This is a genomic window from Mesobacterium pallidum (assembly GCF_019966535.1).
GTDB classification, from domain to species: Bacteria; Pseudomonadota; Alphaproteobacteria; order Rhodobacterales; family Rhodobacteraceae; genus Mesobacterium; species Mesobacterium pallidum.
The window spans coordinates 281,433-308,366 of the sequence record NZ_JAIMID010000001.1; the positions used below are offsets into that span (position 1 = coordinate 281,433).

General features: G+C 68.3%; 20 protein-coding genes and 1 pseudogene. 14 read left to right on the plus strand and 7 right to left on the minus strand.

Going from position 1 to position 26,934, the window contains the following annotated elements; translation table 11 throughout:
* Window position 1 precedes the first annotated feature (1 nt).
* Both MF270_RS01285 and MF270_RS28405 read left to right on the plus strand, forming a co-directional pair.
* Entirely contained in the window at window positions 2–145 is a 144-nt protein-coding gene (locus MF270_RS01285) for a hypothetical protein (protein WP_238364039.1), read from the plus strand.
* 1,049 nt (window positions 146–1,194) lie between these two features.
* Window positions 1,195–1,575, plus strand: a pseudogene (locus tag MF270_RS28405) (hypothetical protein); the annotation flags it as partial.
* Window positions 1,576–1,638: 63 nt separating this feature from the next.
* Here MF270_RS28405 and MF270_RS01295 read toward each other — a convergent pair.
* From MF270_RS01295 to MF270_RS01315, 5 genes are all read right to left on the minus strand, one after another.
* Window positions 1,639–2,535, minus strand: coding sequence for an SDR family NAD(P)-dependent oxidoreductase (locus MF270_RS01295; protein WP_238364040.1), 897 nt, complete (start codon window positions 2,533–2,535; stop codon window positions 1,639–1,641).
* Between the two features lie 2 nt (window positions 2,536–2,537).
* The gene (locus MF270_RS01300) at window positions 2,538–3,347 is read right to left on the minus strand and encodes an enoyl-CoA hydratase/isomerase family protein (protein ID WP_238364041.1); all 810 of its coding nucleotides are present in this window, start codon (window positions 3,345–3,347) and stop codon (window positions 2,538–2,540) included.
* Window positions 3,344–5,068, minus strand: coding sequence for an AMP-binding protein (locus MF270_RS01305; RefSeq protein ID WP_238364042.1), 1,725 nt, complete (start codon window positions 5,066–5,068; stop codon window positions 3,344–3,346). The genes MF270_RS01300 and MF270_RS01305 overlap by 4 nt, the downstream gene beginning before the upstream one ends.
* Window positions 5,069–5,217: 149 nt before the next feature.
* A complete protein-coding gene (locus tag MF270_RS01310; protein WP_238364327.1) occupies window positions 5,218–6,642 on the minus strand; it encodes a Do family serine endopeptidase in 1,425 nt (474 codons plus the stop codon).
* 284 nt (window positions 6,643–6,926) lie between these two features.
* The gene (locus MF270_RS01315; protein WP_238364043.1) at window positions 6,927–7,538 is read right to left on the minus strand and encodes a TetR/AcrR family transcriptional regulator; all 612 of its coding nucleotides are present in this window, start codon (window positions 7,536–7,538) and stop codon (window positions 6,927–6,929) included.
* Window positions 7,539–7,970: 432 nt separating this feature from the next.
* Here MF270_RS01315 and MF270_RS01320 point away from each other — a divergent pair, with 432 nt between their 5' ends.
* The 8 genes from MF270_RS01320 (at window position 7,971) to MF270_RS01355 (ending at window position 20,614) form a co-directional block, all read left to right on the plus strand.
* Window positions 7,971–8,264: a hypothetical protein gene (locus MF270_RS01320; RefSeq protein WP_238364044.1), complete on the plus strand. Its 294-nt coding sequence runs from the start codon at window positions 7,971–7,973 to the stop codon at window positions 8,262–8,264.
* Window positions 8,265–8,334: 70 nt separating this feature from the next.
* Window positions 8,335–9,621: a homoserine dehydrogenase gene (locus MF270_RS01325; protein ID WP_238364045.1), complete on the plus strand. Its 1,287-nt coding sequence runs from the start codon at window positions 8,335–8,337 to the stop codon at window positions 9,619–9,621.
* A gap of 195 nt (window positions 9,622–9,816) precedes the next feature.
* On the plus strand, window positions 9,817–10,779 hold the full coding sequence (glpX, locus tag MF270_RS01330; RefSeq protein WP_238364046.1) for a class II fructose-bisphosphatase: 963 nt from the start codon (window positions 9,817–9,819) through the stop codon (window positions 10,777–10,779).
* Between the two features lie 301 nt (window positions 10,780–11,080).
* Window positions 11,081–13,312, plus strand: coding sequence for a 1,4-alpha-glucan branching protein GlgB (glgB, locus tag MF270_RS01335; protein ID WP_238364047.1), 2,232 nt, complete (start codon window positions 11,081–11,083; stop codon window positions 13,310–13,312).
* Window positions 13,313–13,328: 16 nt separating this feature from the next.
* Window positions 13,329–14,585 carry a glucose-1-phosphate adenylyltransferase gene (gene glgC / locus MF270_RS01340; RefSeq protein ID WP_238364048.1) on the plus strand — a complete coding sequence of 419 codons (1,257 nt, stop codon included), beginning with the start codon at window positions 13,329–13,331 and terminating at the stop codon, window positions 14,583–14,585.
* The gene (glgA, locus tag MF270_RS01345; RefSeq protein WP_238364049.1) at window positions 14,582–16,012 is read left to right on the plus strand and encodes a glycogen synthase GlgA; all 1,431 of its coding nucleotides are present in this window, start codon (window positions 14,582–14,584) and stop codon (window positions 16,010–16,012) included. Before glgC ends, glgA begins: the two co-directional genes overlap by 4 nt.
* A gap of 1 nt (window position 16,013) precedes the next feature.
* The gene (glgX, locus tag MF270_RS01350) at window positions 16,014–18,101 is read left to right on the plus strand and encodes a glycogen debranching protein GlgX (RefSeq protein ID WP_238364050.1); all 2,088 of its coding nucleotides are present in this window, start codon (window positions 16,014–16,016) and stop codon (window positions 18,099–18,101) included.
* A 131-nt stretch (window positions 18,102–18,232) separates the two neighbouring features.
* Entirely contained in the window at window positions 18,233–20,614 is a 2,382-nt protein-coding gene (locus tag MF270_RS01355; RefSeq protein ID WP_418887851.1) for a glycogen/starch/alpha-glucan phosphorylase, read from the plus strand.
* Window positions 20,615–21,055: 441 nt separating this feature from the next.
* Here the strand turns inward: MF270_RS01355 and MF270_RS01360 are convergent, their stop codons facing one another.
* Complete coding sequence (locus MF270_RS01360; RefSeq protein ID WP_238364051.1) at window positions 21,056–21,574, minus strand: hypothetical protein; 519 nt, start codon at window positions 21,572–21,574, stop codon at window positions 21,056–21,058.
* Window position 21,575: 1 nt separating this feature from the next.
* Window positions 21,576–22,715 (minus strand): histidine kinase dimerization/phosphoacceptor domain -containing protein, encoded by a 1,140-nt coding sequence (locus tag MF270_RS01365; protein WP_238364052.1) that lies wholly within the window; start codon window positions 22,713–22,715, stop codon window positions 21,576–21,578.
* A 168-nt stretch (window positions 22,716–22,883) separates the two neighbouring features.
* On the opposite strand from MF270_RS01365, the gene MF270_RS01370 reads away from it, so the two are divergent.
* The 4 genes from MF270_RS01370 to dxs are packed head-to-tail and all read left to right on the plus strand — an operon-like array spanning window position 22,884 to window position 26,880.
* A complete protein-coding gene (locus MF270_RS01370; protein WP_238364053.1) occupies window positions 22,884–23,810 on the plus strand; it encodes a histone deacetylase family protein in 927 nt (308 codons plus the stop codon).
* Complete coding sequence (locus tag MF270_RS01375; RefSeq protein ID WP_238364054.1) at window positions 23,807–24,049, plus strand: exodeoxyribonuclease VII small subunit; 243 nt, start codon at window positions 23,807–23,809, stop codon at window positions 24,047–24,049. Before MF270_RS01370 ends, MF270_RS01375 begins: the two co-directional genes overlap by 4 nt.
* A gap of 6 nt (window positions 24,050–24,055) precedes the next feature.
* Window positions 24,056–24,925, plus strand: a complete 870-nt coding sequence (locus MF270_RS01380) for a polyprenyl synthetase family protein (protein ID WP_238364055.1) — start codon at window positions 24,056–24,058, stop codon at window positions 24,923–24,925.
* Between the two features lie 26 nt (window positions 24,926–24,951).
* A complete protein-coding gene (gene dxs / locus MF270_RS01385; RefSeq protein WP_238364056.1) occupies window positions 24,952–26,880 on the plus strand; it encodes a 1-deoxy-D-xylulose-5-phosphate synthase in 1,929 nt (642 codons plus the stop codon).
* Window positions 26,881–26,934 lie beyond the last annotated feature (54 nt).

Consider the following 26,934-nt stretch of genomic DNA (forward strand, 5'->3'; position numbering starts at 1 on the left):
CATGGACATTGAATCTCCAAGGAGCGCCCCGGCGGCACGGTTCATCCCCATTGCCGTGGTGGCACTTGCAATCGCCGTGATGGCCGCCGCCCCCTGGTGGGCGGGGCGCGCGGACCTGCGCCTGTTGATGGAGGTGCGTGCATAGCGCGCCGTTGCGCAGATGTGGAACCTGCTCGCGGGCTTCACCGGCCGTGTCAGCGTCGGCCAACAGGCATGGGTCGGACTGGGCGTTTACCTCTTTCTTGCATCGACGATCTTTCTGGGCATGCCGGTAATCGGCGATGATACGCGCATCGGTCTTGGCGGGCATTCCGGCGCTCCCCGTCGGCATGATCGCCTTCCGCCTCCAAGGCGCGTATCTTGCCATCGGAACATGGGTGATTGCCGAAGTCTTCCGCCTTGTCACGGCACAGGTCGATGCGTTGGGCGGCGGCTCCGGCATCTCGCTCCCGGTGCGGGTCGCCCGTTCCCGGGCTCCCGTTCGATGACGGAATTGACCATGTCTTACATGGCCTTCGCCGTCGGAAATTCGTCGGTGCTCTTTGTCTGCCAGTTCTTTTCGCTCGGCCGGTCCTGCGAGAACCGCAGGGAATGGAAATCGCGCCGAAACAGGTCTCGGATGCCAAAGGATACCGCGGCGGTCGCATCAGTGGGATTGTCCCCGGAAACCGGACACCCTGCCAAGCTTGTCGTCGACGAAGTGGAGGGAGACCGGCGTGGTTGGCGAGCGATAGAACGACGGTGCGGAGTTCAAGGCGAAGCTGGCGCTATAGGTCACTTGGCGCCCGCTCAGGGTTGCTGACCCGGTGGCGAAGCAAGGTGAGGTGGCCTTGCGGTCCCGGGCATCTGCCTGTTCCGTTTCTGCTGTCTGGTATCGCAGTCACAGGGCGACATCATGCCGTTTTTCATGCGTCTTCGTGTGGGGTCATGGCACATCCCGATCAATGCGAAGACGTCGCGCCCGGCTTTGTCGCGTGTCGGATCGGTCCGGCACCTGAGACGTTCGCGATTGAGAAACCGGCAGAAGCTCTCGGCCACAGCGCAGTCATCACAAGTCCCGCGCCGGATCATTCCGGGTTCGAGGAGGCTGTGACAGAAACACGCCGGCCAATCCCGCCCGGCAAGGACGGGTGAAGGTCGCCCGGACAGCAATCCGGAAGACCGGTGTCAGCCCTGAACCGGCAAAGCCCTGGGCTGTTCGGCATGGCGCTGCGGCAGGTGACCGGGGGCGTCGAGAGCCTATTGCGGCGGGTTGGCCCCGGTATCAAGGTCGGGCGTGACGGCGCGTAGCGCGCGTGCGGCGCAAGATGCAGCTTGGGGTCGACGAGGAGACGCGGGACATCCGCGCTGTCGAGATCGGCGGGGTCGATCTCGGCGATGTTCCGGTGCCGCCCGATCTGCTTGAAGAGGGGATCCCGCCGCCGGCGCCGCGTCGCGCGAAGGAGCCTGTGTCACACTGCCGGGCCAGCGGCTCATGACGCGGGATGCGACTGCCAGGCGGCCGGGCGTCAGGTCCGCACCGCCGGTCCGAACGGCGATACAGCACCTGGCATGCCGGTCACGGAATCTGTGGGTTGCCTGCCCAGCGAATGGGAACCACGGATGCCGGCCGATTTGTGCGCCGGAGTCTCGCGGCCGTCAAAGATCCATCTTGATTCCGAAGGGTTGCAAGGCGCCCTCGGTCAGCTCCGGCCAAGCCGCTGCAATCGCCTCTGCCGTCCAGCCGCCGGAGCGGGTGTCGACTCGCAGCTCGGCCGGATGTGACCAGAGCGCCAGCCGGTCGCCGCCGATCCCGATGCATTGCCCGGTCACCTTCCGCCCGGCCTCGGACGCCAGGAACACCACCAGCGGCGCGATGTCCTCGGGGCCGCCGATGCCGAGATCGGCGCGCAGCTTTTCGGGCAGCGGCTCGCCGCGCTCCATCGCCTTCACGAAAGGTTCCAGCACCGGCACCGTTTCGGTCATGCGCGTCAGCGCCGTGGGAATGATCGCGTTGACCGCGACGCCCGTGCGGCCCAGTTCGGCCGCCCAGGTGCGGGCCATGGCGGCGATCCCGGCCTTGGCCGCGGCATAGGCGCTTTGGCCGAAGTTCCCCAGCTGCCCGGCGGGCGAGCCGACCAGCACCAGCGCCCCGCCGTGCCCTGCCTCGCGCCAGTGGCGCGCGGCGGCGCGGGCGCATTGGAAGGTGCCGCGCAGGTGGGTCTGGACCACGAGGTCAAAGGCGTCGTCCTCGGTCTTCCACAGAACCGAATCCCGCAGGACCCCCGCATTGGCGCAAAGCACGTCGAGCCGCCCGAAGGCGTCGAGCGCCGCCGCGATGCAGGTCTCGGCCGACCCCGACGTGCCGATGGCGGCGGCAACGGCAACGGCCCTGCCGCCTGCCGCCGCGATCTCGGTCGCCACCGCCTCGGCCGGGGCCGCGTCGAGGTCATTGACCACCACCGCCGCCCCCGCCGCCGCCAGCTGCAGCGCCATCTCGCGGCCGATGCCGCGCCCGGCGCCGGTCACCACGGCCACCTGTCCGGTCAGATCCATGTTCATTTCCCTTCGTATCTGGGCGCGCGCTTCTGCATGAAGGCGCGGGGGCCCTCGCGGGCGTCATCGGTGGCCATGACCACGGCCCTGGCGCGGTCTTCCAGCGCGTAGCCCTCGGCCAGCGGGCGGCCCATGGCGCCCTGCACACTGGCCTTGATCTGCTGGACCGAGACGGGGGCGTTGGCCGCGATCCGCGCGGCCATCTCGCGCGCCGCGTCCATCAGCTGGTCGGGCTCCACGATGCGGTTGATCAGCCCGTGGCGCAGGGCGCCCGTCGCATCCAGCGGCACGTTGGCCACCAGCATTTCCATCGCGGCGGCATAGGGGATCTGCCTTGGCAGGCGCGCCAGCGCCCCGGCAAAGGGGATCACGCCGCGCGCCGCCTCGGGCAGGGCAAAACTCGCGCCTGGCACGGCAAGCCGGATGTCGGTGCCCAGCAGGATCTCCATCCCCGCGGCCATGCAGGGGCCGTTGACGGCCGCCACGATGGGCTTGGGAAAGTCGATGCCGCGGAACGCCAGCTTTTCGTTGATCGACGGGTCCGCGAGAAAGCGCCGGTCGTGGTCCGTCTCGGGCGCCCGCGCGCCCGAGATCAGCGGCAGGGTCAGGCCAAGATCGCCCCCCGCGCAGAATGCCTTGTCGCCGGCCCCGGTCAGGATCACCACGCGCAGGCGGTCGTCGGCCGCGATCTCGTCCACCGCGTCGGCAAAGAGACAGGCCGTCTCGGGGCAGATCGCGTTGCGCTGGGCGGGGCGGTTGAAGGTCAACGTGGCGACATGGCCGTCGCGCTGGAACAGCAGCGGCGCGGTCATCGGCGCACCGGCTGCATGGACCCGTCCGCGATGGCCTTTGCGGCCATGTCGCGCAGCGCGAACTTCTGCACCTTGCCATTGGCGGTCAGCGGCAGGGCCTCGATCGGCTCCACGTATTTGGGCATCTTGTGGCGCGCCATCCTCTCGCGGCAGAAGGCCTGAAGCGCCGCCGGGTCGATCAACGCCCCCGGCGCCGCGACCACGAAGGCGCAGGTCTCCTCGCCCAGGTCAGGGTCGGGCACGCCGACGACCTGCGCCTGGCTGACGTCCGGATGATCCATCAGGCAGTCCTCGATCTCGACCGGGTAGACGTTCTCGCCGCCCCGGATGATCATGTCCTTGAGCCGCCCGACGATCCGCAGATGCCCGCTGGCCGACAGCTCGGCCAGGTCGCCGGAATGCAGCCAGCCCTCCGCGTCGATGGTCTCGGCGGTCTTCTCGGGCATGTCGAAATAGCCCGCCATGACCAGGTAGCCGCGGATGCAAAGCTCTCCGCTTTCGTCCCATTTGACGGGGGCGCCTGTCTCGGGGTCCACGATGCGGATCTCGGTATGGGGCAGGGGGATGCCGGCGGTGCCATAGCGCCGAGCCTCGTCATCGGCGGGGTTGGTCGTGGTGATCAGCGGGCTCGTTTCGGTCATGCCCATGATGATCAGCGGCTCGCCCCCGGTCAGCTGGTGCACACGGCGCATCAGGCTGGGCGGGATGCTGGTGCCACCGGTGAAGGCATGGCGCAGCGTGTGGATGTCGAACTGCCCGAGGTCGGGATGTTCCAGCATCCGCGTCATCATCGTGGGGACGGCGTTGACGATGGTGGGCCGGGTCTCGTGCCAGAGTGCCAGCATGCGCTGCGGGTCGAAGGCGTCCATCACGATGAATTCGCCGCCCGCCGCGAGCATGGTCATGACCCCGCAGACGCAGCCGGCGGTGTGGAACAGCGGCATGGGCGACAGCAGCCGGTCCTCGGGGCCAAAGCCCGCGCGGTCGGCGGTCAGCCGGGCGTTGTTGACGGTGCCGCGATGGGTCAGCATGGCGCCCTTGGGCTTGCCGGTGGTGCCGCTGGTGTACTGGATCTGCGCGACATCGGTGCTGACGATCCCGGCCTGGCGGACGGTCAGCGCCTCGGGCGGGATCTGGCCCGCGAGGTCGCGCAGGGTGTCGAAGGGCAGGGCGAAGTCCGGCACCTCGTCGCCGATGGCGATGAGCTGCATGAGCCGGGGCAGCGCCTCTGGCGCCGTGCGCCGGCCGTCTTGCGCCCTGGCCAGGTCGGGCATCAGCGCCGCGAGATGTGCGGCGATGTCATTGCCCCGCACGGCGGGCGCGAAGATCAGCGCGCGGGCCTGCGACTGGCCCAGCAGGTAGTCCAGTTCAGCCCGCTGGAGCCCGGGGTTCACCGTGACCAGCACGGCACCCGCCTTGGCCAGGGCATATTCCAGCGCGATCCACTCGGCGCAGTTCTGCGCCATGACGGCCACGTGGTCGCCGGCGGCGATTCCCAGCGCCATGAGGCCCCGGGCGATGGTCTCGGCCTCGGCCTTCAGCTCGGCATAGGTCCAGGCGGTGCGCCGGGCGCCGCCTTGGTCGTCGACCCGCACCGCGGGCCGGTCGCCAAAGGCCGCCGCCTGACGGTCGAGCATGTCGCCAAGGGTGATGTCCCAGATCTCGGGGCCCGAGCCGTCGGGCCGCCACCATGCGGACAGGTCCGCCTGCGCTTCGGTCATATGTCCTCCCTCGGGCGCCGCCTCCTGGCGCCACGCGGTCATTCTGCGGGGAATATGTTTGACGTCAATCAAAATCCTCGGGTCCCGCGCATGAAAAAGGCCCGCCTTGACGGGCGGGCCTTCACGAGGGTCTTGGGGGTGTGGAGCGTTTACTCCTCGCCTTCCTCCAGCGACAGCGCGACAAAGCGCGGTTCGCCGCCCCGGCGGATCAGCAGCAGGATCGACTTGCGCCCCGCCTCGGTCGCATCGGCGATGCGGTCCTCGATGTCGCTCAGGGCGCGGACCTTCTGCTGGCCGGCCTCGGTGATGACGTCACCGGCGCGCAGGCCCTTCTCGTAGGCCTGGCTCAGCTCGTCCACCGCCTCGACCACGAGGCCGTCCTCACCGGCGCCAAGACCGAGGTCCTCGCGCATCTCGTCGGTGACGGGCGACAGGGTCAGGCCCAGCAGGTCGAGCTTTTCGGGCTCGGCCGGGTCTTCGCCGCCGGGCTGGGCGGCCGGGATCGCGCCCTCGGCCTCTTCGCGGCGGCCCAGCGTCACCATCAGCGTTTCCGTCGCGCCTTCGCGCCAGACGACCACGCGGACCGACTTGCCGACGGCGGTGTTGCCGACCTGGCGGACGAGGCCCCGGGTGTCGGCCACGTCGCGGCCGTCAAAGCTGATGATCACGTCACCCGATTGCATCCCGGCCTCCATCGCCGGGCCCTCGGGCACGTCGGTGACAAGCGCACCCGACGCGGTCTCGAGCCCCATGGCCTCGGCCACGTCGTCGGTCACGTCCTGGATGCGCACGCCCAGCCAGCCGCGGCGGGTCTCGCCGAATTCCTGCAGCTGGTCGACCACCTTGGTCACCACGTTCGACGCCATCGAGAAGCCGATGCCGATCGAGCCGCCGTTGGGCGACAGGATCGCGGTATTCACGCCGATCACCTCGCCGTCCATGTTGAACAGCGGACCGCCCGAGTTGCCGCGGTTGATGGCGGCGTCGGTCTGGATGTAATCGTCGTAGGTGCCCGACAGCGCCCGGTTGCGGGCCGAGACGATCCCGGCCGAGACCGAAAAGCCCTGGCCCAGCGGGTTGCCCATGGCCATGACCCAGTCGCCCACGCGTGCGGTGTCGCTGTCGCCGAAGCTGACGAAGGGCAGCGGTTCGTCCGTCGTGACCTTGAGCAGGGCGATGTCGGTGTTGGGGTCGGTGCCGACCAGTTCCGCCGGCAGCTCGCTGCCCGAGAAGAACTCGATCATGATCTCGTCGGCGCCTTCGATCACGTGGTTGTTCGTGACGATGAAGCCGTCTTCCGAGATGACGAAGCCCGAGCCCAGCGCCGAGGACCGGCGCGGCCGGTTGCCCTGGCCGCCGTTGCGGTCGTTGAACTCGCGGAAGAAATCCTCGAAGGGCGAGCCCTCGGGGACGATCCCCTGCGGCCCGGTGCGGCCGGCGACTGTGGTCGAGGTGGTGATGTTGACGACGGAGGGGCTGATCAGCTCGGCCAGGTCGGCAAAGCTTTCCGGCGTGCCGCGGGCGGCGGCGCCAAGCGCTTGCGAAAAGACCAGCGCGGTGGCGACGAAGCCCATCCAGGCCGTGCGCGCGCCGATGCTGCGGCGGGCCGGCGTGGCGATGATGTCTGTGTTCACTCCCATATCTCCTGATTTCCCTCACGGGGTTGAAAGCGGGATGCGGTCCGGAGGCGGTGTCACTGGGCCGCGTCTGACGACAATGTAGGCAGTCGCAGGCATGACGCAAAGACTCAAGAGGGGGTTCAAGCCCTTGTGAAACCCCGTGACGGAAGAAATGGCGGCGGATGTCGCGCCCGGACATGCTTGGCCGAGAGCTTTGACCGAGGGTGGTAAAGCCTTGGTTAACGCGGCGCGCGGGCGGTGTCCGGCGCGGCAACGGCCTTCTGCACCAGCTGCCAGTAGATCGCCTCGATCCCGTCCAGGTCCAGCCGACCGCCCTCGCGGAACCAGGTGTTGACCCCGGTCAGCATGGCGATCAAGGCAAGGGTGGTCAACTTGGTGTCGGGCAGTGCGAAGGCGCCCGTCGCGCAGCCGTCCTCGAGGATCTGCTGCAGCGCATCCTCGTAGCGGCCGCGCAGCGCCTCGATCCGGGCAAAGTTGTCGGGCTCGAGGCTGTGCAGCTCCATGTAGGCAACAAAGACCGCCTCGGGCCGCGCGGCGTGAAAGCGGATATGGTGGCGCGTGAACCGCTCGAGCTGCTCGGTGGGCGTGCCGCCGGCGGGCAGGGCGGCGAGGGCCTCCAGCAGCTCTTCCATATGGCCCTCCATCAGCGAGGCCAGCAGGCTCTGCTTGTCGGGCGTGTAGGAGTAAAGCGTGCCGGCCTGCACCCCCACCTCGGCCGCGATCTGGCGCATGGAAACGGCGGCGAACCCGTGCCGCGCGAAGAGGCGCAGCGCGGCGGCACGGATGCGCGGGCCGGTCAGCTCGGCGCGGGAGCCTTGCGTGCGGGACATGGGCGATTTCCTTCCTGTCCTGCCGGTTTAACTGAACGCTCGTTCGTTTCCAATGGGCGTTGGGGCGACGGGGCGAGACACGACGGGCGGCGCGCGAGCGGCAAGCGCCGGTGTGAGGGGCCAGCCCCTCACACTCCCCTGAGATTACGGGCACAATGAAAGGGACTTGGATGCACTTGCTCTTCATCTTTCGCCAAATATGCCCGCCAAAGGCAGTCCGGCATGTGCCGCCAGCCGCGCCGTCGGCGGTCAGTCCCGCCGCCCCTGCTTTCATTATTCCCCAAATACTCCCGCCGGAGGCGTCCTGCGGCCGGTGTCGACGTGAGGGGCCAGCCCCTCACACTCCCCGGAGTTTACGGGCAAGATGAAGAGGGATCAGTTGCGCGAGGCGCGCGGGCGCGGCAAAGAGGAGAGGTGTCTGAAGGGATCGCCATGCGACTTGCCTTGATTTCAGCCTTGGCCCTCGTGGCCTGCACCGAGTTTCCCGAACTCGACGCGGCGGTGCCGGCGTCAGAGGTGACGGGCGATTATCCACGCCTGCTGCCCATCGAGCAGCTGCTGGACGGGGGCGAAGCCACCCTGGGCGACGCGGACGTGGAGGCGATGCAAGCGCGGGTCGCGGCGCTCAAGGCGCGGGCCGCGGCGCTCGAGCGGCGCAGGGGGCTGACGCCCGAGGATCGCGCGCGGCTGGACGGCGGCGTGGACGTTCCCGAAAGTCCTGTTTGATGGCACGTTGCGCTGATCGCGCCGCAGGGGTACATCGCGCGGCGACAGTGTTATCTCAAAGGATCGTCCCATGACCCAACCGCTCCGTCTTGGCATCGCCGGCCTCGGGACCGTGGGTGTCGGTACCGTCAAGATCCTGCGCCGCAAGGCCGCTCTGATCGAGGCGCGCTGCGGGCGGCCCGTGACCATTTCCGCGATCTCGGCCCGGACCCGCGGCAGGGACCGCGGTGTGCCGCTGGACGGCTACGCCTGGGAGGACGATCCGGTCACGCTGGCGCGTCGCGACGACGTCGATGTCTTCGTCGAGCTGATGGGCGGCGCCGATGGCCCGGCCAAGGCCGCGACCGAGGCGGCGATCGCCGCGGGCAAGGACGTGGTGACCGCGAACAAGGCAATGCTGGCGATCCATGGCCAGGCCCTGGCCGAAGCGGCCGAGGCGGCGGGGCGGGTCATCCGCTTCGAGGCGGCGGTCGCCGGCGGCATCCCGGTGATCAAGGCGCTGACCGAGGCGCTGGCCGGCAACGAGATCACCCGCGTCATGGGCGTGATGAACGGCACCTGCAACTACATCCTCACCCGGATGCAATCGGCCGGGCTGCCCTACCAGGCGGTCTTCGAGGAGGCGGCGCAGCTGGGCTACCTCGAGGCCGATCCCGAGCTTGACGTGGGCGGGATCGACGCGGGCCACAAGCTGGCGCTGCTGGCCTCGATCGCCTTCGGCACGAAAGTGGCCTTCGACGCGGTCGAGCTGGAGGGCATCCAGGCGATCACCATCGAGGATATCAAGCGCGCCTCTGACATGGGCTACCGGATCAAGCTGCTGGGTGTCGCGCAGATGACCGGCCGGGGGCTCGAGCAGCGCATGTCGCCCTGCCTCGTGCCCAAGAAATCCCCGCTGGGGCAGCTCGAGGGCGGCACCAACATGTGCGTGATCGAGGGCGACGCGGTCGGCCAGATCGTTCTGCGCGGCGCGGGCGCGGGCGAGGGGCCGACCGCCTCGGCCGTGGTGGGCGACGTGATGGATATTGCGCGCGGGCTGCGGATCTCGACCTTCGGGCAGCCGGCGGCGCAGCTGGCCGACGCGGCCCCGGCGCACAGCGCGTCGCCCGCGCCCTATTACCTGCGCATGACGCTGACCGACAAGCCGGGCGCGCTGGCCCGCATCGCCACCGTGCTGGGCGAGGCCGGGATCAGCATCAACCGGATGCGCCAATACGATCACGAGGGCGGCCGCGCGCCGGTGCTGATCGTGACGCACAAATGCACCCGGGTGGCGCTGGAGCAGGCGCTGGCGGCGATGCCGGGCACGGGCGTGCTGGAAAGCGCGCCGGTGGCGATCCGGATCGAGGAAGTCTGACACGCGCCTCGGGGCCGTGACATCCGCCCCGCCGCGCCCGCTGCGGCGGCGCATTTCGCCCCGGTCTGCCCGGCAGCATGACCCGAAATGGCAGGTTTGCGGGGCCCGAGGGCCCTGTTACCGCTGCCATTGCCTTGTGAGCGTAATGAGGGCGGGCTATGCCTTTGGGGCACCCGGAATTTCAAGGAAGCCCCCATGTCCCAACCCGCCGATTTCAATGACCGCATGTTGTCCCTGGGCCTGGCGCGCGTCGCCGAGCAGGCCGCCATCGCCAGCGCCGACTGGGTCGGCCGCGGCGACGAGAAGGCCGCCGACCAGGCTGCCGTCAACGCCATGCGCGAACAGCTGAACCTGCTCGAGATCGCCGGGGTCGTGGTGATCGGCGAGGGCGAGCGTGACGAGGCGCCGATGCTTTATATCGGCGAAGAGGTCGGCACCGGGACCGGCCCGGGCGTGGACATCGCGCTCGATCCGCTGGAAGGCACCACGCTGACCGCCAAGGACATGCCCAACGCGCTGTGCGTCATCGCCATGGGGCCGCGCGGGTCCATGCTGCATGCGCCCGACGTCTACATGGAAAAGCTGGCCATCGGGCCGGGCTTTGCGCCCGACACCGTGACCCTGGACATGTCGCCGTCGGAACGTGTCGCCGCGCTGGCCAAGGCCAAGGGCGCCACGCCGCGCGACATCACCTGCTGCGTGCTGGAACGGCCCCGGCACGAAGAGATGCTGGCCGAGCTGCGATCGACCGGCTGCGGCATCCGGCTGATCACCGATGGCGACGTGGCGGGCGTGATGCATTGCGCCGAGCCGGGCGTCACGGGCATCGACATGTACATGGGCTCGGGCGGCGCGCCCGAGGGTGTGCTGGCGGCGGCCGCACTGAAATGCATGGGCGGGCAGATCTACGGCAAGCTCTTGTTCCGCAACGAGGACGAGATCGGCCGCGCCCGCAAGGCGGGGATCGAGGATCTCGACCGCGTCTATACCCGCGACGAGATGGTGACCAAGGACGTGATCTTTGCCGCCACCGGTGTCACCAGCGGTTCGCTGCTGCCGGGGCTCAAGCGCGAGGTCGGCTGGATCACCACCGAGACGCTGCTGATGCGCTCGAAGACCGGATCGGTCCGGCGCATGACCTATCGCAACCCGGTCTGATCGGGTGACGGGGGCCGGGTCGCTGCGCGATCCGGCTGAGATATTTCGGATCGCTGCGCGATCCGACCGGGGCGGGGGCCCGGAGGCTGGCGCCTCCGGGCCCCCGCGCGTTGCGCGGGATCCCAAGGTTTGCCCGTGACAGGGCCGGGGGCGGGCGGTTAGGGTTTGACTGATCGGGCCGTCGCGCCACGTGGTGCAGCGGCGCGGCCTGGCGCGCAGAGGCCGAAATCGTTGGATTTCCGCCGATGATAGCGCTAACGTTGCCGGGAAAGGGTGCCATTTGGCGCCAAGGGAGGCCAGAATGGCGGGCGACAGGAAGACAGCGGCCGGAAAGACGTCGCGTGCAGCCGCGCGGCCCGGGTTCCTTGATACGGACAGCGTGGCGGCGCTGAACGCGGGGCGGCACGGTGCGCCCTTCGACGTGCTGGGCCCCCATGCCGAGACGCGCAAACGCTGGATCTGTGCCTTGCAACCGGATGCGGCCTCCGTTTCGGCGGTGGTCGATGCCAAGGAGACTCCGCTGGCACGAATCGACGGCGACGTGTTCGCCGCCCCCGTGCCCGGCAAGGCCTACACCCTGCGCATCACATACGGCGACGGCACGGTGGTCGATCACGTCGACCCCTATGCCCTTGGCCCCGTGCTGACCGATTTCGACGAGTACCTGATGGGCGAGGGCACGCATCGCCAGCTCTGGCGCGCGCTGGGCGCCCATGTGCGCGAGCACGAGGGGCTGATCGGCATCCATTTCGCGGTCTGGGCGCCGAATGCGCGGCGCGTCTCGGTCGTCGGCGACTGGAACCTCTGGGATGGGCGCCGCCACCCCATGCGCCGGGTCGGCGCGACCGGGGTGTGGGAGATCTTCCTGCCCGGCCTCGGCGAGGGCGCGCTTTACAAGTACGAGGTGCTGGGGGCCGACGGGGGCCTGCACCTCAAGGCCGACCCGGTGGGATTCGGCTCTCAGCATCCGCCCGAGAAAGCCTCGGTCGTGCGCGATATCACCGGCTACGGCTGGAAGGACGCGGACTGGATGGCGGCGCGGAAGGAAGCGGGCAGTCTGAAAGCGCCGATCTCGATCTATGAGGTGCATCTGGGCTCGTGGCGGCGGCGCTGGGATGAAAACGGCCGGTCGCTGTCCTACAAGGAACTGGCCCGCGATCTGGTGGCCTATGCGCAGGGCATGGGCTTTACCCATATCGAGCTGCTGCCGGTCTCGGAATACCCGTTCGACGGGTCCTGGGGCTACCAGCCGGTCGGGCTTTACGCCCCCACGATCCGCTTTGGCCCGCCGCATGAGTTCCGCGATTTCGTCGAGGCCGCGCACGAGGCGGGCATGGGTGTGCTGCTGGACTGGGTGCCGGGGCATTTCCCGACCGACGACCACGGCCTTGCCCGGTTCGACGGCACCGCGCTTTACGAACATGCCGATCCGCGTGAAGGCTTCCACCAGGACTGGAACACGCTGATCTACAATTACGGCCGCACGGAGGTGCGCAATTACCTTGTCGCCAACGCGCTTTACTGGATGGAGGAATACCACCTTGACGGGCTGCGCGTGGATGCGGTCGCCTCGATGCTCTACCGCGACTACTCGCGCAGCGAAGGCCAATGGATCCCCAACAAGGACGGCGGCCGCGAGAATTACGAGGCCATCGATTTCCTGAAAGAGATGAACAGCGCCGTCTACGCCGCCCACCCGGACGTCATGACCGTGGCCGAGGAAAGCACCAGCTTTCCGGGCGTGTCGCGGCCCGTGAACTTTGGCGGGCTGGGCTTCGGCTTCAAGTGGAACATGGGCTGGATGAACGACACGCTCAGCTACATGCAGCGCGACCCGATCCACCGCCAGTACCACCAGGACAACATGACCTTTGGCATCCACTATGCCTTTTCCGAGAACTTCATCCTGCCGATCAGCCATGACGAGGTGGTGCACGGCAAGGGGTCGATGCTGGCCAAGATGCCGGGGCCGGAGGACCAGAAATTCGCCAACCTGCGGGCCTACTACGGTTTCATGTGGACGCATCCGGGCAAGAAGCTGCTGTTCATGGGCTGCGAATTTGCCCAGCCCGAGGAATGGAACCACAATTCGGAACTGAACTGGCACGCGGCCGAACAGCCGGCCCATGCAGGCGTGCAGGCGCTGGTGCGTGACCTCAACCGGCTTTACCGCGACACGCCCGCGCTGCACGTCAAGGATTGCGACGAAAGCGGCTTCCGCTGGCTGAACGGCGATCCGGCGCAATCGACGCTGGGCTTCGTGCGCTACGGCGACACGGGCGATGCGCCCGTCGTGGTCATGTGCAACTTCACCCCCGTGGAACGTTCGGCCTTCCGGGTGGGCGTGCCCGAGGCCGGGCATTGGGACGAGGTGCTCAACACCGATTCCGAGCTTTACGGGGGCGGCAATCGCGGCAACCTTGGCGGGGTGACCAGCACGCCCGAGCCCTGCGATGGCCACCCGAATTCGATCGTACTGACATTGCCGCCGCTTGCGACCGTGGTCCTGCGGCTGCGCAAGGCCGACACATAAAGGGGAGGATAACGTCATGGAAACCACGCGACTGGCCCAACGGTCCATGGTCTTCGTTCTGGCAGGGGGGCGCGGCAGTCGCCTGAAGGAGCTGACCGACCGGCGCGTCAAGCCGGCCGTCTACTTTGGCGGCAAGACGCGGATCATCGACTTTGCCCTGTCGAACGCGCTGAACTCGGGCATCCGCCGCATGGCGGTGGCGACCCAGTACAAGGCGCACAGCTTGATCCGGCACATGCAGCGGGGCTGGAACTTTTTCCGCGCCGAGCGCAACGAATTCCTCGACATCCTGCCCGCCTCGCAGCGGTCCGGCAACGAGAACTGGTACCGCGGCACCGCCGACGCGGTCACGCAAAACATCGACATCGTCGACAGCTACGCCATCGACTACGTGATCATCCTGGCCGGGGATCACATCTACAAGATGGATTACGAGCTGATGCTGCGCCAGCACGTCGAGGCAGAAGCCGACGTGACCATCGGCTGCCTGACCGTCCCGCGCGAAGAGGCCTCGGCTTTCGGCGTCATGGCCACGGACGCCAGCGGGCGCATCACCTCGTTCCTCGAGAAACCGGCCGATCCGCCGGCCATGCCGGGCGATCCGACCAAGGCGTTGGCGTCGATGGGGATCTATGTCTTCAAGTGGTCCTTCCTGCGCGACCTGCTGACCGCCGATGCCGAGGACACGGAATCGAGCCACGATTTCGGCAACGACCTGATCCCGGCCATCGTCAAGAACGGCAAGGCCATCGCCCACCGCTTTGACGACAGCTGCGTGCGGGCCGAGGGCGCGCCGGCCTACTGGAAGGACGTGGGCACGGTCGATGCCTTCTGGCAGGCGAACATCGACCTGACGGATTTCACCCCCGACCTCAACCTCTGGGACCGCAGCTGGCCGATCTGGACCTATTCCGAATCCGTCCCTCCGGCCAAGTTCATCCACGACGAACGCGACCGCCGCGGCATGGCGATTTCGTCCATGATCTCGGGCGGCTGCATCATCTCGGGGACCGAGGTGCGCAACTCGGTGCTCTTCACCAACGTGCACAGCAATTCCTACGCCGTGCTCGACCACGCGGTGGTCCTGCCGCGCGTGGTGGTCAATCGTTCGGCACGGCTGCACAAGGTGGTGATCGATTCCAGTGTCGTGATACCGGAAGGACTTGTGGTCGGCGAGGATCCGGAGGAAGACGCAAAGTGGTTCCGCGTGTCCGAGCGGGGCACCACCCTCATCACGCAGAACATGCTGGACCGACGAGCCGCGAGCAAATGACCACGATCCTCTCCGTCGCCTCGGAATGCGCACCGCTGGTCAAGACCGGCGGGCTGGCCGACGTGGCCGGTGCGCTGCCCGGCGCGCTGGCGGGGGAGGGGTGCGAGATGCGCACGCTGCTGCCGGGCTACCGGGCGGTGCTGGCGCGGATGGACGGGGCGGCGGAGGTCGCGCGATTCGACGACCTTTTCGGCGGGCCGGCGCGGCTGCTTTTTGCGCAGGTCGGCCCGCTGGCGCTCTACGCGATCGAGGCCGCGCATCTTTATGACCGCGAGGGCGGGCCCTACCTCGACCCGCAGGGGCGCGACTGGGCGGACAACCCGGAACGCTTTGCCGCGCTGGCTTGGGTCGCGGCGCATATCGCGACCCACGGCGCGGGCGACTGGCGGCCCGAGGTGGTGCACGGCCACGACTGGCAGGCCGGCTTCACGCCGGAATACATGCACGCCATGGGCGCCCGCGTGCCGTTTGTCATGACGATCCACAATGTCGCCTTCCACGGCAATGTCGAACCCGGTCGCATCGGCAGCCTGGGGCTCGACCCCTGGCGGTTCCGGCAGGAGCATTTCGAATACTGGGGGCAGGTCTCGGCGCTCAAGGCCGGGCTGACCGGCGCCGACCGCATCACCACCGTCTCGCGCACCTACGCGCACGAGCTGCTGACCGACGCTTTCGGCATGGGGATGGAAGGAGTGCTGCGCGCCCGCAAGGGGGTGCTGAGCGGCATCGTCAACGGCATCGACACGGACGCCTGGAACCCGGCGACCGACCCGGCGCTGGCGGCGACCTACTCGACCCCGCGCGGCAAGGCGGCCAACACCGCCGCGCTGCGCGCCGAGTTCGGCCTGCCCGACGACGCGCCCGGTCCGCTGTGCGTGCTCGTCTCGCGTCTATCGGGCCAGAAGGGCATCGACCTGCTGATCGAGGCGCTGCCAGCCCTGCTGGAACGCGGCGGGCAGCTGGCGCTGCTGGGCTCGGGCGATCCGCATCTCGAAAGCCTGCTCAAGGATTACGCGGCCACTCATCCGGGCGTGGCCGTCAAGATCGGCTATGACGAGGCGCTGTCGCATCGCATGATGGCGGGCGGCGAGGCGATCCTCGTCCCGTCGCGGTTCGAGCCCTGTGGCCTCACCCAGCTTTACGGTCTGCGCTACGGCACCGTGCCGCTGGTTGCGCTGACCGGGGGGCTTGCGGACACGGTCATCAACGCCTCGCCCGCCGCGCTGGCGCGGGGTGTGGCGACGGGGGTGCAGTTCTTCCCCATCGACGCGCTGAGCCTCGGCAACGCGCTGGCGCAGCTTTGCGACCTTTACGCGGACCCAAAGACCTGGGCCACGCTGCAACGCAACGGGATGAAGCAGCCCGTCGGCTGGGAAACCTCGGCCGCCGCCTATGCCGCGCTTTATGCAGAGTTGGTAACGGGCTGAGATGCGCGGAAATTTCCCGATCCTTGCGGGGCACCCCGATCCGCTGGGGGCCACCTTCGACGGGGATGGCGTAAACTTTGCCATCGCCTCTCGCCATGCCACCAAGGTGTCGCTGTGCCTGTTTGACGATGCGGGGCGCGAGAACCAGATCGTGACCCTGCCGGAACGCAACGGTCATGTCTGGCATGGCTACGTGCCGGGGATGCGGCCGGGGCAGCAATATGGCTACCGCGTCCACGGGCCCTACGAGCCCGAGAAGGGCCACCGCTTCAACCCCTACAAGCTGCTGATCGACCCCTATGCGAAAAAGCTGACGCGCCACCCGATCTGGCACGATGCGCTCTTCGGCTACACGCCGGGCGACCCGGGCAGCGATCTCAGCTTCGACAAGCGCGATTCTGCCCCCTACATGCCCCGGTCGGTGGTGGTTGACCCGGCCTTTACCTGGGGTGCCAAGCCGCGCCCGAACACGCCACTTGCCGACGGCGTGATCTACGAGACCCACGTCAAGGGCATGACCGCCGGGCGGCGCGACATCGTGCGGCCGGGCACGTTCCTGGGGATGGCCGAGGATCCGGTGCTCGACCACCTCACGCGCCTCGGCATCACGGCGGTCGAGCTGCTGCCCGTCCACGCCTTCGTCGACGACAAGTTCCTGGTGGACCAGAAGCTGCGCAACTACTGGGGCTACATGTCCTACGGCTTCTTCGCGCCCGATCCGCGCTACCTGCACGGCGGGCAGATCGCCGAGTTCCAGCAGATGGTCGCGCGGTTCCATTCCGCCGGGATCGAGGTGATCCTTGACGTGGTCTACAACCACACGGCCGAGGGCGGCGAGACCGGGCCGACCCTGTCCTTCCGAGGCCTCGACAATGCCAGCTACTACCGGCTGGCCGAGGACAAGCGGTATTACATCAACGACACCGGCTGCGGCAACACGCTGAACCTCGACAACCCCTTCGTGCTGCGGCTGGTCATGGACTCGCTCAGGTATTGGGCCGAAGTGATGCATGTCGACGGCTTCCGGTTCGATCTCTGTTCGACGCTGGGGCGCACGGCGGGCGGGTTCGACCGCGACGGGCCGTTCTTCCGCGCGATCCGTCAGGACCCGGTGCTGAACCGGCTCAAGCTGATCGCCGAACCCTGGGACATCGGCCCCGGCGGCTACCAGCTGGGCGCGTACCCTGCGCCCTTCGCCGAATGGAACGACACCTTCCGCGACGACGTGCGCAAGTTCTGGCGCGGCGACGACAGCATGGTGGCCGGCATGGCCGCGCGGCTGACCGGCTCGGCCCAGTTCTTCGACCACGACGGGCGGGCGCCCTCGGCTTCGGTCAATTTCCTGACCGCCCATGACGGGTTCACGCTGATGGATACGGTCAGCTTCAGCCACAAGCACAACGAGGCGAATGGCGAGGACAACCGCGACGGCCATTCCGACAATCACAGCGACAACATGGGGGCCGAGGGGCCCTCGCCAGATCCCGCGATCCGCGCCGCCCGCGCCCGGCGGCGGCGCAACATGATCGCCACCATGCTGCTGTCGCAGGGCACGCCCATGCTGCTGGCCGGGGACGAGATCGGCAACAGCCAGTCGGGCAACAACAACGCCTATTGCCAGGACAACCGCATCGGCTGGATCGGCTGGTCGGACCCGGACGACGCCTTTTTCGCCTTCTGCGCCAAGGCCATCGCCTTCCGCAAGGCGCATCCGATCCTGCGCCAGACCCGGTTCCTGCATTCCCAGCCGCGGCTGGTCGATGGCGCATCCGACCTCTTCTGGCGCCGCGCCGACGGCGCCGCCATGACACAGGAGGATTGGGACGATCCCGCCCTCCGCCTCGTGGTGGCCGAGCTGCGCATGGCCTCGGGCACGCCGGAATACGTGGCCCGCGAGGGCGCCCTGCTGGTGGTGCTGAACGCGGGCGAGGGGCTCGAGATCACGCCACCGCCGCTGCCCGAGGGCCGCGCCTGGCAGCGCCGCTTCGACACGGCCGAACCCGAGCTGATCGGCGCTTTCGACGGCACCTGCGTCGCGGCCCAATCGGTCGTGGTCTTCGAACAGGTCCCCGCCGTGCCCGTCCCGTAACACCCGGGGCCGCTTGCGCAATTGGCCGCTGTCCCCGCTTGCCGCGCGGCGGAAAACCGTGGCAAATGCCTGCGGAACGGGTAATTGCCCGGCCGCGCGACCAACCCAGCGACAGGATGACTATGACCGCCATGACCCCCATCGGTGCCGACGACCTCGAGGCCGCCATCCTGCGCCACCTGGTCTACACGATCGGCAAGGACAAGGATCACGCCAGCACGCACGACTGGCGCATGGCCGCCAGCTACGCCGTGCGCGACGCGGTGGTGGACAGCTGGTTCGCCGCCACCCGCCAGACCTACGAGCAAAAGGGCAAGCGGGTCTATTACCTGTCGATGGAGTTCCTCATGGGGCGCCTGCTGGACGACGCGCTGGTGAACCTTGGCCTGCATGACAAGATCAAGGACGTTCTGGCGCGCCACGGCATCGCGCTGGACGATGTGATCGGGGATGAACCCGATGCGGCATTGGGCAACGGCGGCCTCGGGCGGCTCGCGGCCTGTTTCCTCGATTCCATGGCGACGCTGCGCTGCCCCGGCATGGGCTACGGCATCCGCTACGAACATGGGTTGTTTCGCCAGCGGTTCGAGGGCGGGCGCCAGGTCGAGACGCCCGAGGATTGGCTGACCCAGCCGCACCCCTGGGAATTCGAACGCCCCGAGGCGAATTACACCGTGCCGTTCAAGGGCTGGGTCGAAACCGTTGACGGCCGCGCCATCTGGCACCCGTCCGAAAGCGTGCTGGCGCGCGCCTACGACACGCCGGTGGTCGGCTGGCAGGGCACCTGGGCCAATACGCTGCGGCTCTGGGCGGCGCATCCGACCGAGCTTTTCGACCTCGAACGCTTCAACGCCGGGGATCACACCGCCGCCGCCGCGCCCGAGGCGCTGGCGCGCACGCTCAGCCGCGTGCTCTACCCCGAGGACACGACCGACAGCGGCAAGGAGCTGCGGCTGAAGCAGGAATTCTTCCTGACCTCGGCCACGTTGCAGGACATGCTGCGCCGGTTCCTCAGCGAATACGACGACCTCGCGCTGCTGCCCGAGAAGGTCGCGATCCAGATGAACGACACCCACCCGGCGCTGGCCGGGCCGGAACTGATCCGCCTGCTGGTGGACGAGCACGGGCTGGACTGGTCCGACGCGCGCAAGATCGCCGGCCAGTGTCTGAACTACACCAACCACACCCTGCTGCCCGAGGCGCTGGAGCGCTGGTCCACCTGGCTCATGGGCCGCGTGTTGCCGCGCCACATGCAGATCATCGAACGCATCGACGCCGAGCATGTGGCCGCCACCAAGTGCCCCGAGCATCTGCGCATCGTCTGGCACGACCAGGTGCACATGGGCACGCTGGCCTTCGTCATGGCGCGGCACGTCAACGGCGTCTCGGCCCTACACACGGACCTGATGAAGGACACCGTGTTTGCCGAGCTGAATGCCGCCTACCCGGGCCGCATCCTCAACCAGACCAACGGCGTGACTCCGCGCCGCTGGCTGCGCCTGTCGAACCCCGGCCTCAGCGCCGTGATCACCGACACCATCGAGGCGGGGTGGGAAAATGACCTTGGCCGCCTCTCTGAGCTTGTCCGCCATGAAAGCGATGCGCTCCACGCCGCCATCCGCGCGGCCAAGCGCGCCAACAAGGAGGCGTTTGCCGCCTGGGTGCAGGCCGAGATGGGCGTGACCTTGAACCCCGACGCCATGTTCGACGTGCAGGTCAAGCGCATCCACGAATACAAGCGCCAGCTGATGAACGTGCTCGAGACCATCGCCCGCTGGGCCGCGATCAGGCGCGATCCGGGCGCGGATTGGGTGCCGCGCGTCAAGGTCTTCGGCGGCAAGGCCGCGCCGGGCTATGCCACCGCCAAGCAGGTCATCCGCCTGGTCAACGACGTGGCGCGGGTGGTGAATGCCGACCCGGTCGTGGGCGACCGCCTCAAAGTGGTCTATCCGCCCAATTACAACGTCTCCATGGCGCAGCGGCTGATCCCGGCGGCGGACCTTTCCGAGCAGATCTCGACCGCCGGCAAGGAGGCATCGGGCACCGGCAACATGAAGTTCACCATGAACGGCGCGCTGACCATCGGCACGCTCGACGGCGCCAACGTGGAGATCCGCGAACACGTTGGGGCGGAGAATTTCTTTCTCTTCGGCATGACCGCCGAGGAGGTGCAGGCGTGCTACCGGAAACCCGACCACGCCCGCGCCGCGATCCTGCAAAGCCAGGTGTTGCAGGACGTGCTGCAGATGCTGGCTGAGGGCCGCTTCAGCCCCGAAGAGCCGACGCGGTATCACGGGCTGGTGGACATGACCTGGAACCACGACAGCTTCCTTGTGGCCTCGGATTTCGACGCCTACATGGCCGCGCAGGCCGAGGTGGATGCCGCCTATGCCGACACCGCGCGCTGGGATGCGATGGTGCTGCAGAACATCGCGGGGTCGGGCTATTTCTCGTCCGACCGGACGATCCGGGGGTACATGGACGAGGTCTGGCACACCAAGGCGCTGGGGTAGGGGACTGGTCTGAACCCTAGCCCCGCCCAGAAACTAAGCCGCAAGCAAACCGCCTCGCCACTCAAGGCGAGCCTTATTCGTTGTCATCTTGCGCCTTAGCCTGTCGGAAGAACCCAGCGCGGAATCAAGGCCGCAAGGCCGCCGCGCATCGCCGGGCCGCCCCCCGGTCCGGCGATTTGGTGAGGCTGGGTGCTCCCTTCGAAAGTTCTACGGATGTGGCCGGGATAAAGTGCCTCCCACGACCGTCGGATCGCCGTACCGCGGCCCGACGCTGCGCGGCTTGTTCGTGGCGGAGAGGTCCGTAAGGGGCTCGACACTTGCCGTATGGTCGATCCTGGCTTCCGGGCGAAATTGATCGGCTTCGCGCCTTTGCAGCACAAGGCATTTATCAGGGTTGAGGCACACTTGGCGGTCCGGGCCGGGACCGGAACAAGCCCCACCTCACCCCGTCGGGCAGACCTCGGGCAGGGCGCGCCCCTCGTGCCACTGGTCCACGCGCGGCGCGCGAAGCGACGTCCGCACCGCGACCTCATCCCCTTGACCGCGCCTGGCAAACCCCCGGCCGTTCAGCAGGTTGAGATCGCAGAACCCCGCACGGTCCAGGTCAAGCGTGTCGTACCACTCGTAGGTCAGCCCGGCCACGCGATAGGCCCCGTCGCGCCAGGCGATTGTCAGCATCAGGTGCCAACGGTCGCGGCCGATACTCTCGTTCATCGAGCTCAGCCGGACCGAGCCGTTGGGCGCCAGCGACAGCGCGGGCTCCTGCCCGATCCCGCCTTTCCAGGCGATGTCGGGTGCCGCCACGACCCCGTCGATCAGCAGGTCGACCGTGCCTTCGCCCGTGTCGCGCAGGGCAAAGCTTTCGGCGCGTCCATCCCCGTTCAGGTCCGAAACCACCTGCTCGGAGGCCCCGAGCGGCCCCGCCGCAAGGCAGAGGCCAAGCAGCGCCGCCCGCAGCATGTCAGGCCACGCCCAGCCGCGAGGCAAAGCGCATCTCGAGATGGGTGCCCGGGCCCGGCAACCAGTCGAGCACGGCGCCGATCTGCTCGGCCGCGGCCTGCATGATCAGCTGCCCCAGCCCGCGCCCCTGCGACTGGCCCGTATGGCCGATCCCGTCGTCGGTGAAGCGGGCGACCACGCCGCTGGCTTCTTCCAGCAGTTCCAGCTTGATGGTGCCGGCCCCGCTGTCCGGAAAGGCGTATTTCAGCGAATTTGTCACGAACTCGTTTGCGATCAGCGCCAGCGACGTCGCCTGCGCCGTCGCCAGGCGCAGCGCGGGCACGGCGGTGGTGATCGCCACCGTCTCGGGCGCGGTGCTGCGCAGGTTGCCGGCAAGGCGCTTGAAATACTCGGCGATGTCCACGTCGGTGCCGCCGCTCGAGGAATGCAGGATCTCGTGGATCTGCGCGATGGCCGAGACGCGCGCCTCGGCGGCCCGCAGCTCTTCCTTCACCTCGGCGTTGGGCGTGCGGTTGGCATGCAGCCTCAGCAGCGCCATCACCTGCATCAGCGAATTCTTGACCCGGTGATCCACCTCGCCCCGCAGCACGGATTCGCGGGCCAGCGCCTCGGTCAGCGCATCGGCACGGTCGCGGCTTTCGCGCAGGGCCATGCGCAGCTCGATCTGCGCCATCACCTGGCGCGACAGCACCTCGAGCGCCCGCCTCTGCATCTCGGTCAGCACGCGCGGCTCGCGGTCGATGACGCAGAGCGCGCCCAGCGGGGTGCCGTCCGAGGTGGTCAGCGGGGCGCCGGCGTAGAACTTCATGTCCACCACCCCGTCATTGACCAGCGGGTTGGTCGCCGTCAGGCTGTCGCGCGTGGTGTCCGGGATCTCGAACACCGACTTGCCCAGCATCGTGGTCGCACAGACCGACTGGTCGCGCGGCGTGCCGGTCGCCTCGATGCCGACCCTGGCCTTGAAGAACTGGCGGTCGCGGTCGACCAGTGACACCAGCGCGATCGGCGTGCCGCAGATCTCGGATGCCAACTGGCAGATGTCGTCGAAGTCACGCTCGGCCGGCGTGTCGAGCAGCCCCAGGCGCGACAGGGTGGCCAGGCGCACCTCTTCATCCATCGGGACTTTCGTCTGCTTGGTCATGTGTGGAAGGTCCCCAAAACGTCGTGTCCGTAATTTCGGACGTAATGTTTAGAATACGTGTCTTTTGGTCACACAACAAACCCTTTCGGGACGTCGTGGAAGTTTCCGGCGAATCGCCGCTTCGGCGGTCACTGGACCTGCTGGACGGGTTGTGGAACAGTCCGAAGCATGACCACAGCTCTCCTGACTCACGCCGATTGCATGGCCCATGAAACGCCCGATGGACACCCGGAACGGGTGGCGCGGCTGGAACATGTGCTTCATGCGCTTGAAACGCTCGACCTCAAGCGGGTTACCGCCCCGCTGGTAGACGATTCGGATTTAATTCGAATCCATCCTCAAAGCTACATCGACCGCATCCGCGCGGCGGCCCCGGCGACGGGCCGCGCCCAGCTAGACGCCGACACCTGGATGTCGCCGGGATCTTTCGACGCGGCCCTGCGCGGCGCTGGCGCGGTACGCGAGGCGGTGCGCATGGTCCTGGCCGGAGAGGTCGCCAATGCCTTCTGCGCCATCCGCCCGCCCGGCCACCATGCCGAGCGAGAGACGCCGATGGGCTTTTGCCTGTTTGGCAATGCCGCGCTGGCGGCCAAGCTGGCGCTGGACGAACACGGGCTTGCCCGCGTCGCCGTCGTGGATTTCGATGTCCACCACGGCAACGGCACCCAGGACCTGCTCTGGGACGAGCCGCGCAGCCTCTTCGTCAGCTCGCACCAGATGCCGCTTTGGCCCTGCACCGGCAAGCCGTCCGAGACCGGCCCCCATGACACCATCCTGAACCTGCCCCTGCCGCCCGCCAGCGATGGCGCGATGATGCGGCAGCTTTACGAGGACAAGGTCTTTCCCCGGCTCGAGGCCTTCGCGCCCGAGCTGCTGATCATCTCGGCCGGCTTCGACGCCCACCGCGCCGACCCGCTGGCCGAGCTGCGCTGGGAAGTCGAGGACTTCACCTGGCTCACCGAGCGTCTATGCGAGATCGCCGCGCGCCACTGCGGCGGGCGGGTCGTCTCGACATTGGAAGGCGGGTATGATCTTGAGGCGCTGGCCGCGTCCTGTGCGGCCCATGTCAAGGTTTTGCAGGAGGCAGGCGCATGAGCAACAAACCCGTGGCCGAGATGAGCTTCGAGGAAGCCATGGCCGAGCTCGAGCGCACCGTGGGCGCGCTGGAACGCGGCGACGTGGCGCTGGAGGATTCCATCAAGCTGTACGAGCGGGGCGCCGAGCTGAAGAAGCGTTGCGACGCCAAGCTGCGCGAGGCCGAGGAAAAGGTCGCCGCGATCACCACCGACAAGGACGGCAACCCGACCGGCACGACCCCGGTCGAGGGGCTGTAAGGCGCCATGTTCCCCGGACGGCTGGCCAGCGCCGCCGCGCTGGTCGAGGCGCGGCTGGCCGATGTGATCGCCGCGCAGGGCGAGCTGCCGGTGCATCAGGCGATGGGCTGGGCCACGCAGGGCGGCAAGCGCCTGCGCGCCTTCCTGGTGATGGAAAGCGCCGCGCTGCACGGTGTCGGCCCCGAGCACGCGATCTGGCCCGCCTGCGCAATCGAGGCGATGCACGGCTACAGCCTTGTCCATGACGACATGCCTTGCATGGATGACGACGACCTGCGGCGCGGATTGCCGACCGTCCACCGCAAGTGGGACGAGGCGACGGCCGTGCTGGCCGGGGACGCGCTGCAATCGCTGGCGTTCGAGCTGGTGCTGGCGCCCGCCTGCCATCCCTCGGCCGCCGTCCGGGCCGAGCTGGCGCTGACGCTCGCGCGCGCGGCGGGCGCGCGCGGGATGGTCATGGGGCAGGCGCTGGACATCGCGGCCGAAACCGCCGCCACGCCCCTGACACTGGACGAGATCACCGCGCTGCAGGCCGGCAAGACCGGCGCGCTGTTCGAATGGTCGGCGACGGCGGGCGCGATCCTCGGCCAGGCCGACCCCGAGCCGGTGCGCGCCTATGCGCGGGCGCTGGGACTGGCCTTCCAGATCGCCGACGACATCCTCGACATCGAGGGCGACGCGGCCCTTGTCGGCAAGGCCGTGCGCAAGGATGCCGAGGCGGGCAAGGCGACCTTCGTGTCGCTGCTGGGCCTCGACGGGGCAAAAAGCCGCGCATCCGAGTTGGTGACTCGGGCCTGCGATGTCCTATCTGGCTATGGTGACAGGGCAGACAGCTTGCGGGAAGCCGCCCGCTTCGTTATCTCGCGCGAAACCTGACGCCAGCCGCCAAGGCAGGGAAGACCATGACCGACCGACCGCAGACCCCTCTGCTTGACCGCGTGGCGCGGCCCGCCGACCTCAAGCAATTCTCGGATGCCGAGCTGCACCGCCTCGCCGCCGAGCTGCGGGCCGAGACGATCTCGGCCGTGTCCGAGACCGGCGGCCACCTGGGCGCGGGCCTTGGCGTGGTCGAGCTGACCGTGGCGCTGCACGCGGTCTTCGACACGCCGCGCGACAAGATCATCTGGGACGTGTCGCACCAATGCTACCCGCACAAGATCCTGACCGGCCGCCGCGACCGCATCCGCACCCTGCGGCAGAAGGACGGGCTGTCGGGCTTTACCAAGCGGTCGGAATCCCCCTTTGACCCCTTCGGCGCGGCCCATAGCTCGACCTCGATCTCGGCCGCGCTGGGCTTTGCCGTGGCCCGCGACCTGGGCGGCGTCATCCCCGAGGGGATCGGCGACGCCATCGCGGTGATCGGCGACGGGGCGATGTCGGCCGGCATGGCCTTCGAGGCGATGAACAACGCCGGGCACCTCAGGAAACGGATGATCGTCATCCTCAACGACAACGAGATGTCGATCGCCCCGCCGGTGGGGGCGCTGTCGTCCTACCTCAGCCGCCTCTACGCCGAGGCGCCGTTCCAGGACCTCAAGGCCGCCGCCAAGGGCGCGGTCAGCCTGCTGCCCGAACCCTTCCGCGAAGGCGCCAAGCGCGCCAAGGAGATGCTGAAGGGCATGACCGTCGGCGGCACGCTCTTCGAAGAGCTGGGGTTCAGCTACCTCGGCCCCATCGACGGCCATGACCTCGACCAGCTGCTGCCGGTGCTGCGCACCATCCGCCAGCGCGCGACGGGACCGATCCTGCTGCATGTGCTGACCAAGAAGGGCAAGGGCTATGCCCATGCCGAACATGCCGCCGACAAGGGCCATGGCGTGGCCAAGTTCGACGTGGTCACCGGCAAGCAGAAGAAGACGCCCAGCAACGCGCCGGCCTATACCAAGGTTTTCGCCAATGCGCTGCTCGACCATGCGGCCGAGGATGACCGCATCTGCGCCGTCACCGCCGCCATGCCCGATGGCACGGGGCTGGACCTTTTCGCCGAACGCTACCCGTCGCGCGTCTTTGACGTGGGGATCGCGGAACAGCACGGCGTGACCTTCTCGGCCGGGCTGGCGGCGGCGGGGATGCGGCCCTTCTGCGCGCTCTACTCGACCTTCCTGCAGCGCGGCTACGACCAGGTGGTGCATGACGTGGCGATCCAGCGCCTGCCGGTGCGGTTCGCGATCGACCGCGCGGGTCTGGTCGGCGCCGATGGCGCGACCCATGCGGGCGCCTTCGACGTGGCCTTCCTGGCGAACCTGCCGGGCATGGTCGTCATGGCCGCCGCCGACGAGGCCGAGCTCAAGCACATGGTCGCCACCGCCGTGGCCCATGACGACGGCCCCATCGCCTTTCGCTACCCGCGCGGCGAAGGCACGGGTGTCGAGATGCCCGAGCGCGGCGAGGTGCTGGAAATCGGCAAGGGCCGCATGATCCGTGAAGGCGCGCGCGTCGCGATCCTCAGCTTCGGCACGCGCTTGTCCGAGGTCGAAACGGCCTGCGAGGCGCTTGGCGCCCGGGGGATCACGCCGACCGTTGCCGATGCCCGCTTTGCCAAGCCGCTCGACCGCGCGCTGATCCTTGACCTTGCCGCCCGCCACGAGGCGCTGATCACCATCGAGGAAGGCGCGATCGGCGGGTTCGGCAGCCATGTCGCCCAATTGTTGGCCGAGGAAGGCGTGTTCGACACCGGGCTCAAGTACCGCTCCATGGTGCTGCCCGACATCTTCATCGACCAGGCAAGCCCGGCGGACATGTACGCCGTGGCGGGCCTCAACGCCTCGGACATCGAGACCAAGGTGCTGGACGTGCTCGGCGTCGCGCGGATCGGCCAGCGCCAGGCCTGAGGCGGGCCGGGTAGGGGGGCGCTGCCCCCCGGCGGCCTTGCCGCCGCCCCCCGA